General features: G+C 63.1%; 15 protein-coding genes and 1 riboswitch. Of the genes, 5 read left to right on the forward strand and 10 right to left on the reverse strand.

Going from position 1 to position 14,747, the window contains the following annotated elements; genetic code table 11:
* Positions 1-53: 53 nt before the first annotated feature.
* Positions 54-151, reverse strand: a riboswitch (TPP riboswitch).
* Positions 152-217: 66 nt separating this feature from the next.
* Positions 218-1,375, reverse strand: coding sequence for an iron-containing alcohol dehydrogenase (locus IGS60_RS14745; RefSeq protein ID WP_230505203.1), 1,158 nt, complete (start codon positions 1,373-1,375; stop codon positions 218-220).
* A gap of 142 nt (positions 1,376-1,517) precedes the next feature.
* Here IGS60_RS14745 and IGS60_RS14750 point away from each other — a divergent pair, with 142 nt between their 5' ends.
* The gene (locus tag IGS60_RS14750; RefSeq protein WP_034750230.1) at positions 1,518-1,823 is read left to right on the forward strand and encodes a hypothetical protein; all 306 of its coding nucleotides are present in this window, start codon (positions 1,518-1,520) and stop codon (positions 1,821-1,823) included.
* Positions 1,824-1,916: 93 nt separating this feature from the next.
* Entirely contained in the window at positions 1,917-2,396 is a 480-nt protein-coding gene (locus IGS60_RS14755; protein WP_230505205.1) for an Imm26 family immunity protein, read from the forward strand.
* Between the two features lie 150 nt (positions 2,397-2,546).
* On the opposite strand, the gene IGS60_RS14760 is transcribed toward IGS60_RS14755, so the two are convergent.
* Together IGS60_RS14760 and ompR are read right to left on the reverse strand one after the other, a co-directional pair.
* Complete coding sequence (locus IGS60_RS14760) at positions 2,547-3,905, reverse strand: sensor histidine kinase (protein ID WP_099410924.1); 1,359 nt, start codon at positions 3,903-3,905, stop codon at positions 2,547-2,549.
* Positions 3,906-3,918: 13 nt separating this feature from the next.
* Complete coding sequence (gene ompR / locus IGS60_RS14765) at positions 3,919-4,620, reverse strand: two-component system response regulator OmpR (RefSeq protein WP_223278807.1); 702 nt, start codon at positions 4,618-4,620, stop codon at positions 3,919-3,921.
* Positions 4,621-4,883: 263 nt separating this feature from the next.
* Between ompR and IGS60_RS14770 the strand changes: the two genes are divergently transcribed.
* Both IGS60_RS14770 and IGS60_RS14775 read left to right on the forward strand, forming a co-directional pair.
* The gene (locus IGS60_RS14770; protein ID WP_070224012.1) at positions 4,884-5,273 is read left to right on the forward strand and encodes a hypothetical protein; all 390 of its coding nucleotides are present in this window, start codon (positions 4,884-4,886) and stop codon (positions 5,271-5,273) included.
* Between the two features lie 269 nt (positions 5,274-5,542).
* The gene (locus IGS60_RS14775; protein WP_230505207.1) at positions 5,543-7,402 is read left to right on the forward strand and encodes a flagellar assembly protein A; all 1,860 of its coding nucleotides are present in this window, start codon (positions 5,543-5,545) and stop codon (positions 7,400-7,402) included.
* Positions 7,403-7,405: 3 nt separating this feature from the next.
* Here the strand turns inward: IGS60_RS14775 and arfB are convergent, their stop codons facing one another.
* On the reverse strand, positions 7,406-7,804 hold the full coding sequence (gene arfB / locus IGS60_RS14780; protein WP_034749850.1) for an alternative ribosome rescue aminoacyl-tRNA hydrolase ArfB: 399 nt from the start codon (positions 7,802-7,804) through the stop codon (positions 7,406-7,408).
* Between the two features lie 193 nt (positions 7,805-7,997).
* Here arfB and IGS60_RS14785 point away from each other — a divergent pair, with 193 nt between their 5' ends.
* A complete protein-coding gene (locus IGS60_RS14785) occupies positions 7,998-8,498 on the forward strand; it encodes a chemotaxis protein CheW (RefSeq protein WP_230505209.1) in 501 nt (166 codons plus the stop codon).
* Positions 8,499-8,539: 41 nt separating this feature from the next.
* Here the strand turns inward: IGS60_RS14785 and IGS60_RS14790 are convergent, their stop codons facing one another.
* From IGS60_RS14790 to IGS60_RS14815, 6 genes are all read right to left on the reverse strand, one after another.
* Positions 8,540-10,534, reverse strand: a complete 1,995-nt coding sequence (locus tag IGS60_RS14790; RefSeq protein WP_230505211.1) for an ATP-binding cassette domain-containing protein — start codon at positions 10,532-10,534, stop codon at positions 8,540-8,542.
* Between the two features lie 138 nt (positions 10,535-10,672).
* Complete coding sequence (prmB, locus tag IGS60_RS14795) at positions 10,673-11,563, reverse strand: 50S ribosomal protein L3 N(5)-glutamine methyltransferase (RefSeq protein WP_230505213.1); 891 nt, start codon at positions 11,561-11,563, stop codon at positions 10,673-10,675.
* A gap of 56 nt (positions 11,564-11,619) precedes the next feature.
* Entirely contained in the window at positions 11,620-12,756 is a 1,137-nt protein-coding gene (dapE, locus tag IGS60_RS14800) for a succinyl-diaminopimelate desuccinylase (RefSeq protein WP_230505215.1), read from the reverse strand.
* 69 nt (positions 12,757-12,825) lie between these two features.
* Positions 12,826-13,182 (reverse strand): ArsC family reductase, encoded by a 357-nt coding sequence (locus tag IGS60_RS14805; RefSeq protein ID WP_070224002.1) that lies wholly within the window; start codon positions 13,180-13,182, stop codon positions 12,826-12,828.
* Between the two features lie 138 nt (positions 13,183-13,320).
* A complete protein-coding gene (locus IGS60_RS14810; RefSeq protein WP_230505217.1) occupies positions 13,321-13,929 on the reverse strand; it encodes an RES family NAD+ phosphorylase in 609 nt (202 codons plus the stop codon).
* An 11-nt stretch (positions 13,930-13,940) separates the two neighbouring features.
* On the reverse strand, positions 13,941-14,633 hold the full coding sequence (locus tag IGS60_RS14815) for a hypothetical protein (protein WP_230505219.1): 693 nt from the start codon (positions 14,631-14,633) through the stop codon (positions 13,941-13,943).
* Positions 14,634-14,747 lie beyond the last annotated feature (114 nt).

Here is a 14,747-nt window from a genome sequence, read left to right on the forward strand (position 1 = left end):
GAGCACGGCAGGCTGCTTGTTCGGCTGGCGCCAACGCAGGAGCTATCAAAGGAGGGAGGTACTTTGCGCTTTCCTTCGCTGGCATTATCCAGATCAGGTACGAAGGGTATCTCTCACCCGGATGACTGCTCCAGGACCCCTAGCGGTTGACAGCTTAGCATGAAGCACGGCCAGCTGTCCCACCCGGCTGACCGTTTTACAACACTGTGACGCGAATCTACAAACTGAGTTCGAGCACCTTGCGGCTGACGGCGGGCGTCACTTCGCGCTGTTCGCCCAGCGTCGTCATGCCGTGCGCTTCCAGGGCGGACACGACGGCGTCCACGCTCGCGTGGTTCAGACCGTAGTCGGCCAGGCGCGTCTTGACGCCCATGTGGCGGAAGAAGAATTCCGTGCGCGCGATGGCCGCCTCGATGCGGCCGTCCTCGTCGCCGCCATCGAGGCCCCACACGCGGGCCGCGTATTGCAGCAGCTTGGCGCGCTTGGCCTGCTTGCGCACGCGCAGCATGCTGGGCAGGATGATGGCCAGGGTCTGCGCATGGTCGAGCTCGTACAGGGCCGTCAATTCGTGGCCGATGGCGTGCGTGGACCAGTCCTGCGGCACGCCTACGCCGATCAGGCCGTTCAAGGCCAGGGTGGCGCTCCACATCACGTTGGCGCGTACGTCGTAGTCGTCCGGGTGCGACAGGGCTTTCGGGCCTTCCTCGATCAGGGTCAATAAAATCCCTTCCGCGAAGCGGTCCTGCACGGAGGCGTTCACGGGATAGGTCAAATACTGTTCCATCACATGCGCGAACGCATCGACGACGCCGTTGCCCACCTGGCGCAGCGGCAAGGTGAACGTTTTCGACGGGTCCAGCACGGAGAATTTCGGATACACCTTGCGGCTCATGAACGAGCGCTTTTCCTGCGTGGCCTTGCGCGTGATCACGGCCGAGCCATTCATTTCGGAACCCGTGGCCGGCAAGGTGAGCACCGTGCCGAAGGGCAGGGCGGCCTCGACGATCTTGCCGCCTTTGGCCAGGATGTCCCATGCCTCGCCTTCATGCAGGGCGGCGGCGGCGATGAACTTGGTGCCATCGACCACGGAGCCGCCGCCGACGGCCAGCAGGAAATCGATGCGCTCGCTTTTCACCATGGCCACGGCCTGCATCAGGGTTTCATAGCTGGGATTGGGTTCGATGCCGGCAAATTCCAGTACCGTGTGGCCGGCCAGTGCCGCCTTGACTTCATCGTAGACGCCGTTCTGCTTGATGCTGCCGCCGCCATACGTCATGAGCACTCGGGCCTGCGGCGGGATCAGGCCGGCGATGGCGGCGATCTGGCCCTGGCCGAAGAGGATTTGCGTCGGATTGTAAAAATCGAAATTGAACATGGGGCTCCCGCTGCCGAGGTGTAGGCTGTTGCTGAGGCATGATTATGGCCGAACGGGTGAAATCGTGTTGTGGACGCTTGAGCTTTTCGTCGGCGCGGTGGAGAATGCAGCCGATGTCACCACCACGCGAAAAGGAATGCGCATGACCACCGTCCCACTGGAAGAATCCGGCTTGCCGGCCACCGCGCTCGACATGCACCGCGCCATCGGCGCCACCATCGCCGCGCTGCAGGCGCTGGACTTGAACAGCCAGCGCTTCGAGGCGTGCACGGACCCGGAACTGCGCCGCGTGCTGGCGCATGCGGGCGACACGAGCCGCAAGGAAGCGGCCATGCTGCTCGAATGGATGCGCCGCCGCGACGCGCGCCTCGATACGGCCATGAAGGAAGCGCTGTTCAAGGCGGGGCCAATTGTTGCCCAGTATCACTATGACGAGAAAATATTGTAACTATTGGTTTGTTGTTGTGGCGTACCATGCGCCATTTAACCTTTGCTTCGCGTAGACTGTGCCCCGAACACGATTTTGGGGGAGTCTGCAGAAATGAAATCATTACCATACCGAGAAGGCAGCTGGTTTGCCGTGCCCCTGCCGGGCGGCGGTTATGCCGTCGGCGTGGTGGCGCGCAGGGCGCCTGCCGGGCGCATCATGCTGGCGTATATGTTCGGGCCGAAGCGCGACACTTTGCCCACACTGGAAGAGCTGGAAGGCTTGCGGCCGGAACAGGCCGTGCGCCGCCTGCGCACGGGCGACATGGCCCTGCTCAACGAACGCTGGCCCCTGCTGGGCGACAGCCTCCACTGGGAGCGCGATGCCTGGCCCATGCCGGCCTTTATCCGCCGCAATGAATCCTTGCAGCGCGCCTGGCGCGCCAGCTATGCGGACGCCGATCCTGCCAAGCTGAACCGCGAGGAATCTATCCCCTTCGACACGCCGGGCATGGAAAGCGATTCCCTGTACGGCTACGGGGCGACGGAATTGTTGATGAGTAAATTGTTGGCGCAGGAGCAGGCGTCGGCTTGATGGCTGCCGGGCGGCCTTGGTGCCGGAACCTGCATCGGACGGCGTAGGTCGGCTTAGCGCAAAGCGCGTAAGCCGACACCACCAGCGGCCCAGGTCAACAATGTTGTCGGATTACGCGAGGCAAGGGCTCGCTAATCCGACCTACGCCGCTTATGCCGCCGGCAAGCTGATCTGAAACGCCAGGCCGCCGCCTTCGCGGTTGCGCACCTGCAATTCGGCGCCGTGGCGCAGCAGCACGCGGTCGACGATGGCCAGGCCAAGGCCAGCGCCGTTGGCTTGTCCGCGCGCCGTGTCGAGGCGGGTGAACGGCTTCATCAGCTGCTCGATCTTTTCCGCCGGCACGCCCGTGCCGTGGTCCTGTACCTCGATGATGACCTTTTTCGCGCCGTGGCTGGTGCGCACCTGGCAGGCGATGTCGATTTCCGTCACGTCGCTGCCCGGCGTCTTGCCATAGCGGCGCGCATTCTCGATCAGGTTGTTCAGCACGCGGCGCAAGTCGGTGGGGTTGCCCATCGCATGCGCGCCATCGGCGATAGTGGCGTTGAGCTTCACGTCCGACAGGCGCATCGCTTCGCGCGTCATATCGTGGAGCAAACCGCTGAGGTCGACGTCGGTAAAGCTCGACGCTTCCGTCGGCTTGGCGTAGTCGAGGAACTGGCCGATGATGGCGTCCATCTGCCCGATATCGGACTGGATGCCTTCGCGCGCCTCGTCCGACAGGTTGGCCATTTCCACTTCCAGCTGCATGCGCGCCAGCGGCGTGCGCAAGTCGTGCGAAATGCCGGCCAGAATCACGGCGCGGTCCGATTCCACCTGTTTCAGATCATCGACCATCTGGTTGAAGCTGCGGTTCGCCTCGATGATTTCGATCGGCCCTTTTTCCGGCAGCGGCGCCGGCTGCTTGCCCTTGGCGATGTCGCGCGCGGCCGCCGTCAGACGCGACAGCGGCAGATTGATCAGGCTGGAAATGATGGCCGCGCCCAACAGCGACAGCAGCGATACCAGGCTGGCCCAGCCCAGCCACTGGAAGCCCGTGAGGCCGCGCAGGCGCTCGCGGTCCAGCATCAGCCAGTATTCGTCGTCGTCGATCTTGAAGCTGACCCAGAAGCCGGCCACGCCGTTGACGCGCGCGGAAAAGCGCGTGTCCTTGCCCAGTTTGGCCTTCACCAGCGCCTCGATCTCGGGCATCAGGTAATTGTCGGGCGGCGGCTCGATGCGGTCGTCCTCTTCCAGCGAGAAGATGCGGATGCCTTCGTTGCTGACGAGGTCGAACAGCAGCTCGCGGCGCAACTCGGGCGCCGAGTGCGTCAGTGCCGCATGCGTGATGGTGACGACGGAAATGATCTGGGCGGAAATCTGCTGCGCCTGCGGCTCGCGCTGGATGACGGAAATCATGCCGATCCAGGTGATCATGCTGACCGTGGTCAAGGTGCCGAGCAGCAAAAAGGTGCGCCAGAACAGGCCGCTTTTCAGCCGCGCCAGGCTGATATCGGGAACAAGCTTCATCATGCCTCGCCAGCGATCAGCGCGGCTGTCCGTCCGGGATGAAGACGTAGCCGAGGCCCCACACGGTCTGGATGAAGAGCGGGCTCGACGGATCGGGTTCGATCAGTTTGCGCAGGCGCGAAATCTGCACGTCCAGGCTGCGGTCGAACACTTCGTATTCGCGTCCGCGCGCCAGTTCCATCAGTTTTTCGCGCGACAGCGGCTGGCGCGCATGGCGGGCAAACACTTTCAATACGGAAAATTCGCCCGTGGTCAGCGGCACCGTTTCGCCGTTCTTTTTCAAGGTGCGCGTGCCCAGGTCCAGCACGAAGTCGCCGAACTCGAAGGTTTGCGGCGTTTCCGACGGCGCGCCCGGGATTTCATCGGGACCCTTGCGGCGCAGCACGGCGCCGATGCGGGCCACCAGCTCGCGCGGATTGAACGGTTTCGGCAGGTAGTCGTCGGCGCCCATTTCCAGGCCCACGATGCGGTCCACGTCCTCGCCCTTGGCCGTCAGCATGATGATCGGCGTCTGGTCGCCCGCGCCGCGCAGGCGGCGGCAGATCGACAGGCCGTCTTCGCCGGGCAGCATCAGGTCGAGCACCAGCAAGTCGTAGCGTTCGCGCAGCCACAGCTTGTTCATGGCCGTCGCGCTCTCTGCCGTGAAGACATTGAAGCCCTGTTCGGTCAGGTAGCGCCGCAGCAGGTCGCGCAGGCGCACATCGTCATCGACCACCATGATTTTTGCCTGGTGGCCATGGATCGATTGCGTTGTTGTATTGCTGCCGGTAGTGGAGGTTGTGGTCATTTAGGGTGTCGTGTTATCTTATATTAGTTGCTATAGTAACGCCTCGCGCGGCGTCGGCAAGGGGCTGTGGCGACCCATTACAAAGTGTTACAAACTTTACCCAATTACTCTTACTGCACCGTGTAAAGCATCATACACTGGGGCCACAGTGGAAATCAGCTTTAGTTTATACGGCATCGCGGAAGAGGAACTCAATGAATATCTTTACTAAAAAAATTCACGCCGCTCCCAGCGCAGCTATTGCCGCACGTACGACTGTGCTGTCCGCATTTGCCGTTTGTTCCGTGTTTGCCGCCAGCCTGGCGCTGGCGCAAAACCAGCCGCCGCCACGCCGTGACGACCAGCAGCAAATGCAGGCCCAGCGGTATGAACAGGTACAGCGCAGCAATAGCAATGATACGCGACTGCGCGAACAGCGTGACGCACGCAGTTTCGACACCCGCGCCGAAGAGCAGCGCCGCGCCAACGAGGGCGCGGACGCCTCACGCCGCACGGGCCGCATGACGCCCGACGAGCGCCGCGACCTGCGCCGCCAGATCAACGAAGTGGGCCAGGATATTTACTCGAATCCGCCGCGTCGTTGATGACATCCGGCAATACCTACTGCGCGTCGCGACTTGTGGCCTGCGATGCTCACTGTACTAAAGTACAGTTCCGCTTCTCGGCCACAATTCACTTCCGCTCGCTACGGTCTTGCCAGATGTCGTGACTTTACCTGAAACATCCATCTCCATTTTTCATTCCCCTGTTTGTTGCGCCAGGATTATGCTAATCCGGCATACCGCCACGCCCCGTGATATTGTTCTAGTGCACTGAGACAATTCTCTGAATGTGTTGCAGGGGGAGGCAAGTGGTGAGCGACGACGACACACCCGTTCCTGATGCGGCCCCCGCAGGCGGCCTGCCGTACGGCCTGGTCCAGCGCGACGGGGGCGTGTTCCTGGACCTGTCGCTGGCGCCGGCGCAGCTGCGCGCCGCCGTCGACCAGCTGTTCCAGTCGGGGCAGTTGCTGGCTGGCCTCGATTACGGTTTGTTCCTGCTGACCCTGTTTCATGCCCCCACGCCCCGCGCCGCGCCCAAGGGTGACGCCTTGCTGCGCATCGCCGTGCGCGTGGCGCCATTTTCACCCCAGCGCCGCGCCCTGTATAAACAGGTCAAGATCCACGGCGACAGCGCCGAGTTTTACTTTGAAGCATTGCTTCCTGACGCCGATGGCCAGGTGCCTGTGCGCCGCGAGTTTGACGAGCTGGTGGCTGACCTGTGGTGCAAGGGTGTGCACTACGGCATCGATAGTGTGGCCGTGCGCGCCATTCTCGCCAGCGGCAAGGCCGAGCGCATCACGGTGGCGCGGGTGCTGCCGCCGCAGCCGGGGCGCGACGCCCAACTGGTCGAGGTGTCGCAAGGCATCCACCGCGACGATGCGCCGCGCGAACGCTCCGATGGCCGCCTCGATTTGCTCAGCTTCAAGAACCGCTTTCCGCAAGTCAAAAAACACGCGCGCCTGCTGCGTCTGCTGCCAGGTGCGCCCGGCTTGCCCGGCTATGACCTGGCCGGCAAAGCCCTGCCGCCGCCCGCGCCGCTGGCGCTGGACCTGGCCACAGTGGCGGGGCCGGGGACGACGGTCGAACATTTCAGCGATGGCGATTTCGTCGTGGCCACCCAGGCTGGTTACGTGAATGTCGATGAGGGCGGCAAGATCTCCATCGAGAACAAGATCGTCAGCCGCGAAGGCGTCAGCAGCCGCACCACGGGCAATCTGAAGCTGCGCGCCGCCTACGAGGAGTATGGCGACGTGCAGGAGCAGCGTCAGCTCGACGGCAGCGATATCACCATCCATGGCGACGTGTATGGCCATTTGCACTCGCATGGCGGACTGATCTTGTTGCAGCGCAACCTGGTGGGCGGCACGGCGTTCAATGAACACGGCGATGTGCGCGTCGAGGGCGTCGCTTCCGGTTCCGTGCTGCAGGCGCTCAGCGGCGAAGTGCATGTGAAGCGCGCCGAAAGCTGTGTCATCGCCGGCACGCGCGTGGTGATCGACAGCGCCAGCAATTGCGAGATCATCGCCGACGAGGTCGTCATCGAACTGGCCGAAGGCTGCGCCGTGGCGGCGCGCACCATCCGCATCGGCAGCGCCGGCCCGCGCAAGCAGGTGGAAATGCTGCTATTTCCCCTCGTGCCCGATTTGAGCGCCCTGGAGCAACAGATCGCCGAGAGTCTGGCCAAGGCCGCGCAGTACCAGCAGGTGCAGCACAAGCGCCAGCAGGAAATCGATGCCATCGCGCAGTTGCCGGAAGTGCGCAACTACCTGACCCTGGCGGGCCAGCTGCGGCGCGGCGAATTGCAGCTGCAGCCGGCGCAACAGCTGCAATACGACAAGCTGGCCGCGCGCATCGCTCCCGTCCTGAAGGAAGTGGCGCGGCTGCGCGTGGAAGTCAAGCAGTCGGAAATTCTGCAGGCGCAAATGCTGTCCTTGGTGGCGCAGCTGCGCCAGGAGCGGCAGGCGACGGCTGGCCAGTCGCGCTGCAGCCTGGGCCTGGTCGATGGCGAGACGACGGTGCGCGCCCTGGTCGTGCCGCCCGGGCCGGCCAAGGTCTACGACCGGCCGCCGAAAGAGATCAAGGCCTTGCTGCGCAGCGCCACGCCGGCCACGCAAGCCGTGTTTGCGAACAGCACGGGCAGCCTGGACTGGACGTATGCGCCGCCGCCCTAGCGTTTAATCCGTGACCTTGCCGCGCGACTGCTTGAGGACGCTGTGCGTGCTCTTGCTGTCGAGGCGGCGCCGCTGCGAACTGCGCGTGGGCTTGGTGGCGCGCCGTACGGCGGGCAGGAACGTGACGCTGTCGATGATTTCCTGCAGCCGGCGCAAGGCTTCTTCCTTGTTCTGCTCCTGGCTGCGCGACTGCTGCGCCTTGAGCACCAGTACGCCATCCTTGCTGATGCGGCTGTCGCGCAGGGCCAGCAGACGCTCCTTGTACGCTTCCGGCAGCGACGAGGCGGCGATGGGGAAGCGCAGATGGATGGCGCTGGACACCTTGTTGACGTTCTGCCCGCCCGGGCCCTGGGCGCGGATGGCGGAAAATTCAACTTCAGCGGGGTTGACGAGGTGTTGCATGGCCTGCCTGTAGGGAGTGATGTGGGTATTGTAAGGGAAGATGGCTGCGCCGGCGCAAGGGCGGGCGGCCAGTCGATGATGTCTTCCGGGAAAGTTGATGTTTCTCAACGCTGGAGGCGGGGATGCTGGTTAGCATGGGCCAACGTTGCGCCACTGCGCATCCTGGCAGCGCTTACCGGATGAAAGGAACACCATGCAGCCCACGACCACGCCTGGCGCCGCAGCGACGGCGGAACGCGGCACCGCGCAATCCCTGACGCAGTACTTGAGCTTTCGGCTGGGCGGCCTGGAATACGGCCTCGATTACCGCTGCGTGCGGGAATTGCGTGCCATCAAGGAGCTCGACCGTTTTTCTTCGGAAGGGGAAGTGCTGCACAGCGTGGCCGTCTCGCGCGGCGTGATCATCCCCATCGTGGATATGCGTGCCGCGTTCGGCAGCGCCCACGGCGCGCCAGACCCGGCCACCGACGTGATCATCCTGCAGCTGAGTAATGGCGTGATGGGCATGGTGGTCGACGGCGTCACCGATATCGTCAGCCTGGCGCCCGCCGACATCGCCGCCGTGCCCGGCCTTGGCGAGGCGGAGGCCGATTACCTGCTGGGCCTGGCCACGGTGGCGGGACGCCGCTTGATCCTCGTCGACATCGACCGCCTGATGGCAATCCGCAGCCCCGGTCCCATGCAGGTGGCCTAAAAAAAAAGACGACCTGAAGGTCGTCTTTTGTCGCTGCTTGATTAACCGAGTTTTTCCAGCTGATCCTGCAAGTCCAGCCATTCCGCTTCCAGCTGCGCCAAGTCCTTGGTGAAGAAGGTCTGGTCGGCCAGCAACTGTTTCAGCTTGGCCTTGTTGGCCGCGTCGTAGATGGTCGGCTCGCCCAGCTTTTCTTCCGTTTCCGCCTTTTGCGCGTTGCGCTTGGCGATTTGCTCTTCCTGGCGCTTGATCTTGTTTTCGATCGGCTTGCGCAGGGCGGCCGCCTTCTGGCGCTCTTCCGCTTCCTGGCGCTTGTCGCGCACGGGCGCGGCAGGGGCGGCTGCCGGCGCAGGTACGGAAGAAGTCACGGGGAAGTCGGTCTTGTTGGCCTTGCCGGCGGCCGGCAGCACATCGGTACCCTTGCCCAGCTTGGTCTTGAACAGCCAATCCTTGTAGTCGTCCAGGTCGCCGTCGAACGGCTGCAGCTTGCCGTCGGCGACGATGATGAATTCGTCCGTGGTGGCGCGCAGCAAATGGCGATCATGGGATACGACGACCAAGGTGCCTTCGAACTGGGCCAGCGCTTCCGTCAGCGCTTCGCGCGTTTCCAGGTCCAGATGGTTGGTCGGTTCATCGAGCAGCAGCAGGTTCGGACGCTGCCAGACGATCAGGGCCAGCGCCAGGCGGGCTTTTTCGCCGCCCGAGAACGGCGCGATCGACGCGGTGACCATGTTGCCGGGGAAGTTGAAGCCGCCCAGGAAGTTGCGCAGTTCCTGCTCGCGCACGGTCGGGGCGATCTTCGCCAGATGCCACAGCGGCGATTCGTCGTGGCGCAGCATTTCCACCTGGTGCTGGGCGAAGTAGCCGATGTTGAGGCCCTTGCCCATGGTGGCGTCGCCCGTCAATGGCATCAGTTCGCCGGCGATGGTCTTGATCAGCGTCGATTTGCCGGCGCCGTTCTGGCCCAGGAGGCCGATACGCTGGCCGATCTGCAGCGAAAACTTGATGCCGTTGACGATGGTCTTGTGCGTGATCTCGCCCGTCGCTTCGTTTTCGATCTTGTAGCCCGCATCGACGTCTTCCATCACCAGCAGCGGGTTCGGGGCGCTCAAAGGCTCGCGGAATTCGAACGAGAATTCGGCGGCGGCGCGCAGCGGCGCCAGTTCTTCCATCTTCGCCAGCGCCTTCATGCGGCTTTGCGCCTGGCGGGCTTTCGAGGCTTGCGCCTTGAAGCGGTTCACGAACGATTCCAGATGGGCACGCTTGCGCTGCTGCTTTTCCAGCGCGCCGGCGGCCAGGATCATCTGCGCTGCGCGTTGGCGCTCGAAGCTCGAATAGTTGCCCGAATAGCGTTTCAGCTTGCGCTCGTCGATATGCACGACGACGTTGACCACTTCATCGAGGAAGTCGCGGTCATGGGAAATGATCAGCAAGGTGCCGGCGTAGCGCTTGAGCCAGTCTTCCAGCCAGATGATGGCGTCCAGGTCCAAGTGGTTGGTCGGCTCATCGAGCAGCAGCAGGTCGGACGGGCACATCAGCGCTTGCGCCAGGTTCAGACGCATGCGCCAGCCGCCGGAGAAACTGGCGACAGGCTGCTGCATCTGGTCCAGGGTAAAGCCCAGGCCCAGCAGCAATTGCTCGCCGCGCGACTGCACGGTATATGCATCGGCATCGGCCATGGCGCTGTAGATCTCGCCGATGGCGATGCCGTTTTCCGACGTGGCCGGCTCCGATTCCAGGCGCGCCAGTTCCGCTTCCAGCTTGCGCAAGGTCACGTCGCCGTCGATGGCGTAATCGAGCGCGGCACGGTCCAGCGGCGGCGTTTCCTGCGCCACGTAAGCCACGCGCCATTTGGCCGGGAAATCGATCTCGCCCTGGTCAGGGTGCAATTCGCCGCGCATCATGGCGAACAGGCTCGATTTGCCCGCGCCATTGGCGCCGATCAGGCCGATCTTGTCGCCCGGATTGAGGGTGACATCGACTTGTTCGAGCAACGGTTTGATGCCGCGCATCAGGCTTACTTGTAGGAAACGTATCATTTTTTTCTTTGTAAAGGCTGGGCTTTACCCCTCGCCGTAAAAACATCGTGTAGGTCGGATTAGCCCGAAGGGCGTAATCCGACGGGTGCCGCACAGGCATGTCGGATTACGCTACGCTAATCCGACCTGCCAAGTCGATCAAACCAGCTTGAGCTGCTCGGCCGTCAGCAGGAATACCATGTCGTCGCCGGCGCTCGTCGTCAGCCAGGTCAGGCCCAGCTCGCCGAAGGCCGCTTCCGCGTAGGCGCGCTCGTTGCCGATTTCAATCATCAGGATGCCGTCGTCCGTCAGGCGCTCGGCTGCGCCGGCGATGATCTTGCGCACCAGGTCCATGCCGTCGCTGCCGCCGTCGAGGGCGATTTGCGGTTCGGCCAGGTATTCCTGGGGCAGGGCGCCCATCGACGCGGAATTCACGTACGGCGGGTTGCTGATGATCAAATCGTATTTCTTGGCCGGCACGTTCGTGTACAGGTCCGATTCGATCAGGTTCACGCGGTCTTGCAATTTGTACGTGTCGACGTTGCGCTTGGCCACGGCCAGCGCGTCGGCGGAAATGTCCACGGCGTCGACCTGGGCGTTCGGGAAGGCGTCGGCCATCATGATGGACAGGCAGCCCGAACCGGTGCACAGTTCCAGGATGTTTTCCACGGCTTCCGGTTCCGCCACCCACGGCGAGAAGTATTCAGGGATCAGCTCGGCGATGAAGGAGCGGGGCACGATCACGCGCTCGTCGACGTAGAAGTTATACGTGCCCAGCCAGCCTTCCTTGGTGATGTAGGCGGCTGGCACGCGGTCGATGCTGCGGCGGTCGATGACGCTCATGACGCTGGCCACTTCCGACGGCAGCAGCTTGGCGTCGAGAAACGGTTCGAGCTTGTCGAGCGGCAACTTCAAGGTGTGCAGGATCAGATAGGCCGCTTCGTCGAACGCTTCGGCGCTGCCGTGGCCGAAAAACAGCTTGGCGGTATTAAAACGGGTAACGGCGTAGCGCAGCAGGTCGCGTGGCGTGGAAAACGGGTTCGGGGTCATGGCATTCTCGAAAAGACGGTGTTCTGGCCCGCCGTGACGGGCCTCGGTATTCTGGTTCAGACGGGCAGCAAATGCTCCAGCGTGCGCCGGTAAATATTCTTCAGGGGATCGATGTGGCGCAGTTCGATGTGCTCGTCGATCTTGTGAATACTGGCATTGGGCGGCCCGAATTCTATCACTTGGGGGCAGATTTGCGCGATAAACCGGCCATCCGAGGTGCCGCCCGTGGTCGACAGCTCCGTCGTGAGGCCCGTTTCTTCGAGGATGGCCGACGACAGCGCATCGCTCAAGGTGCCGCGCGGCGTGAGGAAGGGCAGGCCGCTCAGGGTCCACTGCAAATCGTACTGCAAGTCATGCTTGTCGAGGATGGCGTGGACCCGTTCCTGCAAGCCTTCGGCCGTGCTGGCCGTGGAAAAGCGGAAGTTAAAGTCGATCACCATGTCGCCCGGGATCACGTTGTTGGCGCCCGTGCCCGCGTTGATGTTGGACATTTGCCACGAGGTCGGCAGGTAATACTCGTTGCCCGCGTCCCATTTTTCCTCGACCAGGTCGGCCAGCGCCTGCGCCGCTTCGTGGATCGGGTTTTTCGCCAGGTGCGGGTAGGCGATATGGCCTTGCACGCCCTTGATGGTCAAGCGGCCCGACAGCGAACCGCGGCGGCCGTTCTTGATCATGTCGCCCAGCTGCGCGCTCGAGGTCGGCTCGCCCACGAGGCAATAGTCGATCTGCTCGCCGCGCGCCTTCAGTTGCTCGCAGACGATGACGGTGCCGTCCGTGGCCGGGCCTTCCTCGTCGCTGGTGATCAAAAAAGCGATGGAACCGGTGTGCCCGGGCGTGGCGGCAATGAATTCCTCACAAGCGACCACCATGGCGGCGATCGAGGTCTTCATGTCGGCCGCGCCACGGCCGTACAGCTTGCCGTCGCGGTGCGTGGGAATGAACGGTTCCGAGCGCCATTGCTCGACGGGGCCGGTCGGCACCACGTCCGTATGGCCGGCAAAGACGAACACGGGGGACGTCGTGCCACGGCGCGCCCACAGATTGGTGACGTCGTTCGACTGGATCGTTTCGCAGACGAAGCCCAGCGGCGTGAGGATATCGATCAGGTGCTGCTGGCAGCCCTTGTCGTCGGGCGTGACCGAGGACAGGGCGATCAGTTTTTCGGTCAGGGCGAGGGTTTTGGAGGTGGTCATGGTGTGGAGCGGGAGCGTACCCTTGGGACTCGGCGTCCCCGTACGACCCCAGCTTTGCAGGTGTCGGGTTTAAACTGAAAAAATGCTCTTGTACTGGGCATCGGAAAACGCCACGCTGAACTGGCCATCCTTGTCCAGCACGGGGCGCTTGATGATGGACGGGTTTTCCAGCATCAGTTCCAGGGCGCTGGCGGCGTCGACGGTGGCGGCTTTGCGCTCGTCGGACAGGGCGCGCCAGGTCGTGCCTTTCTTGTTGACCAGCACATCCCACGGCAATTGCCCGAGCCACGCTTCCACTGTGGCGCGTTCCAGGCCCTGCTTCTTGAAGTCGTGGAAGGTGAAATCGAGTTGCTGCGCGGCCAGCCAGGTGCGGGCCTTTTTGACGGTATCGCAGTTGGGGATACCGTAGAGTGTAATGGTCGTCATGGGTAGGGCTAAGGGGAATGAATGCGGTTCGCTTGATCGCGGCGCTTGCGCCAGGTCAAAATGCGATGGTAGCCGCCATTATACAGTCGATGCGCAGTCGATGCGGCAGTGCAACACGGTTGCATGTTACGGGCAGATTCAGGGCCAGGCGCTGCGAATGCCCAGTTGCGTCGCCACCTGGCCGAAGTCGCGGTGCGCGGATAGCGGCGTGGCGGACGCCATCGCCAGCTTGGGCGCGGCGCGGTGGAACAGTACCACTGCCGTTTCATCATTCTTGTGGCGCGACATGTAGAGCATGCCATCGACCTCATCCGGATGCGCATGGATGGCGGCCGACCAGGCTTTGGTCGTTTGATACGACGCTGTGCCGCCGAGTCCCGCGTGGCCGCCCAGCTTCCGGAGGGCGGCACCCGTCAAGTCGGCCAGGACGAGTGCTTCTCCCGTGAGCAGTATGACAAAGCGCGCCTGTATCACGGCCAGGCCGATGATGAAGTGGTTGCGGATGGGCTTGCGGTCGTGCATCAGGGTTTCAGCCAGCGCCACGGCCAGCGACATGCCCAGGTAGCAGGTGCCGAAGCGGGCCGCCGCTTGTGGGTGGGGATCGTCGAAGCGGTAGGTATTCGCCCTGCCGAAGTACGGTTCACCCGTGGCATGGCCGGAAACCCGGTACAAGGTGGCAGGATCGCAGCGCACCGTTTGCAGCGATGCGGGCAGTTGCGGCAAGCGGGGCAGGCGCAAGGTTGCCACGGGGGGCGCCGCTATTCGTCGGCGTAGGCGCGGGCGGCCGCCATCACAGCGTCGAGTTTTCCTTTTGCCAAGGCTTGCAGCGGCGACTTTCCGCCCAGCGACAGGCGCGGGGCGGTAAAAAAGTCCCATTTTGCGGCGCCGGGCAAGTCACCTAGAATTTTGCTGATTTTTTCCAGGGTGTGCCGGTCGTGGCGGGGGGCGGCGAAAAATGCCGGATAAACATATTCGCCGGAGGCGCCGCGCAAGGCGAACAGGCGTCTGGCTTTCAGTGCCGCACTGAGTGCCTGCGGCGTGACTGCCAGCCGGGCGCGCAATTCGGGGCCGGACAGCAAGCTGTGCGAGGCCACGTCTTTTTCACGCTGATGCCGTTCCTGTTCTTCCAGGCCGCGCATGAATTGCCGGGTGCTGACGTGGCCTGTCTGCGTATCGTTGCCGGAAGCCATGCTCAGCTCCCGCTCGGCCACGATATCGAGGTCGCGCCGCATTTGCGCCAGCAGCGCGGGGCGGTCGTCGCGCGGCACGGCATCCAGCAGCGATGCATAGGCTTCCTGGAAGGTGTCTTGCGCAATGTTGAAGCGCAAGCCTGTGGCGCTGGCAGCCAGTGTGGCGGCCAGCTGCTCAGCCAGCGGGGATGCCGATTCAGCATCTTCGGCTTCGCAGGCGGGCTGGTCAGTTGTTGAGTGGTTGCGATGTGTGTTCGACATGGCCGTATCCTTGAAACGCAAGTCTCAGCATAGGATAGCAAGTCAAACAAAGCAAACAAAGCAAGGAGATTAACTCTATCTGCCTTGATGCAGCACAAACCTGCGGCGTTGTCT

It is taken from the genome of Janthinobacterium sp. FW305-128 (assembly GCF_020858135.1).
GTDB lineage: Bacteria > Pseudomonadota > Gammaproteobacteria > Burkholderiales > Burkholderiaceae_D > Janthinobacterium.

Bases quoted from the DNA above. Each gene is read 5' to 3' on its own strand.
- IGS60_RS14745 (WP_230505203.1), bottom strand. From the start codon at position 1,375: ATGTTCAATTTCGATTTTTACAATCCGACGCAAATCCTCTTCGGCCAG.
- IGS60_RS14750 (WP_034750230.1), top strand. From the start codon at position 1,518: ATGACCACCGTCCCACTGGAAGAATCCGGCTTGCCGGCCACCGCGCTC.
- IGS60_RS14755 (WP_230505205.1), top strand. From the start codon at position 1,917: ATGAAATCATTACCATACCGAGAAGGCAGCTGGTTTGCCGTGCCCCTG.
- IGS60_RS14760 (WP_099410924.1), bottom strand. From the start codon at position 3,905: ATGATGAAGCTTGTTCCCGATATCAGCCTGGCGCGGCTGAAAAGCGGC.
- ompR (WP_223278807.1), bottom strand. From the start codon at position 4,620: ATGGTGGTCGATGACGATGTGCGCCTGCGCGACCTGCTGCGGCGCTAC.
- IGS60_RS14770 (WP_070224012.1), top strand. From the start codon at position 4,884: ATGAATATCTTTACTAAAAAAATTCACGCCGCTCCCAGCGCAGCTATT.
- arfB (WP_034749850.1), bottom strand. From the start codon at position 7,804: ATGCAACACCTCGTCAACCCCGCTGAAGTTGAATTTTCCGCCATCCGC.
- IGS60_RS14785 (WP_230505209.1), top strand. From the start codon at position 7,998: ATGCAGCCCACGACCACGCCTGGCGCCGCAGCGACGGCGGAACGCGGC.
- IGS60_RS14790 (WP_230505211.1), bottom strand. From the start codon at position 10,534: ATGATACGTTTCCTACAAGTAAGCCTGATGCGCGGCATCAAACCGTTG.
- prmB (WP_230505213.1), bottom strand. From the start codon at position 11,563: ATGACCCCGAACCCGTTTTCCACGCCACGCGACCTGCTGCGCTACGCC.
- dapE (WP_230505215.1), bottom strand. From the start codon at position 12,756: ATGACCACCTCCAAAACCCTCGCCCTGACCGAAAAACTGATCGCCCTG.
- IGS60_RS14805 (WP_070224002.1), bottom strand. From the start codon at position 13,182: ATGACGACCATTACACTCTACGGTATCCCCAACTGCGATACCGTCAAA.
- IGS60_RS14815 (WP_230505219.1), bottom strand. From the start codon at position 14,633: ATGTCGAACACACATCGCAACCACTCAACAACTGACCAGCCCGCCTGC.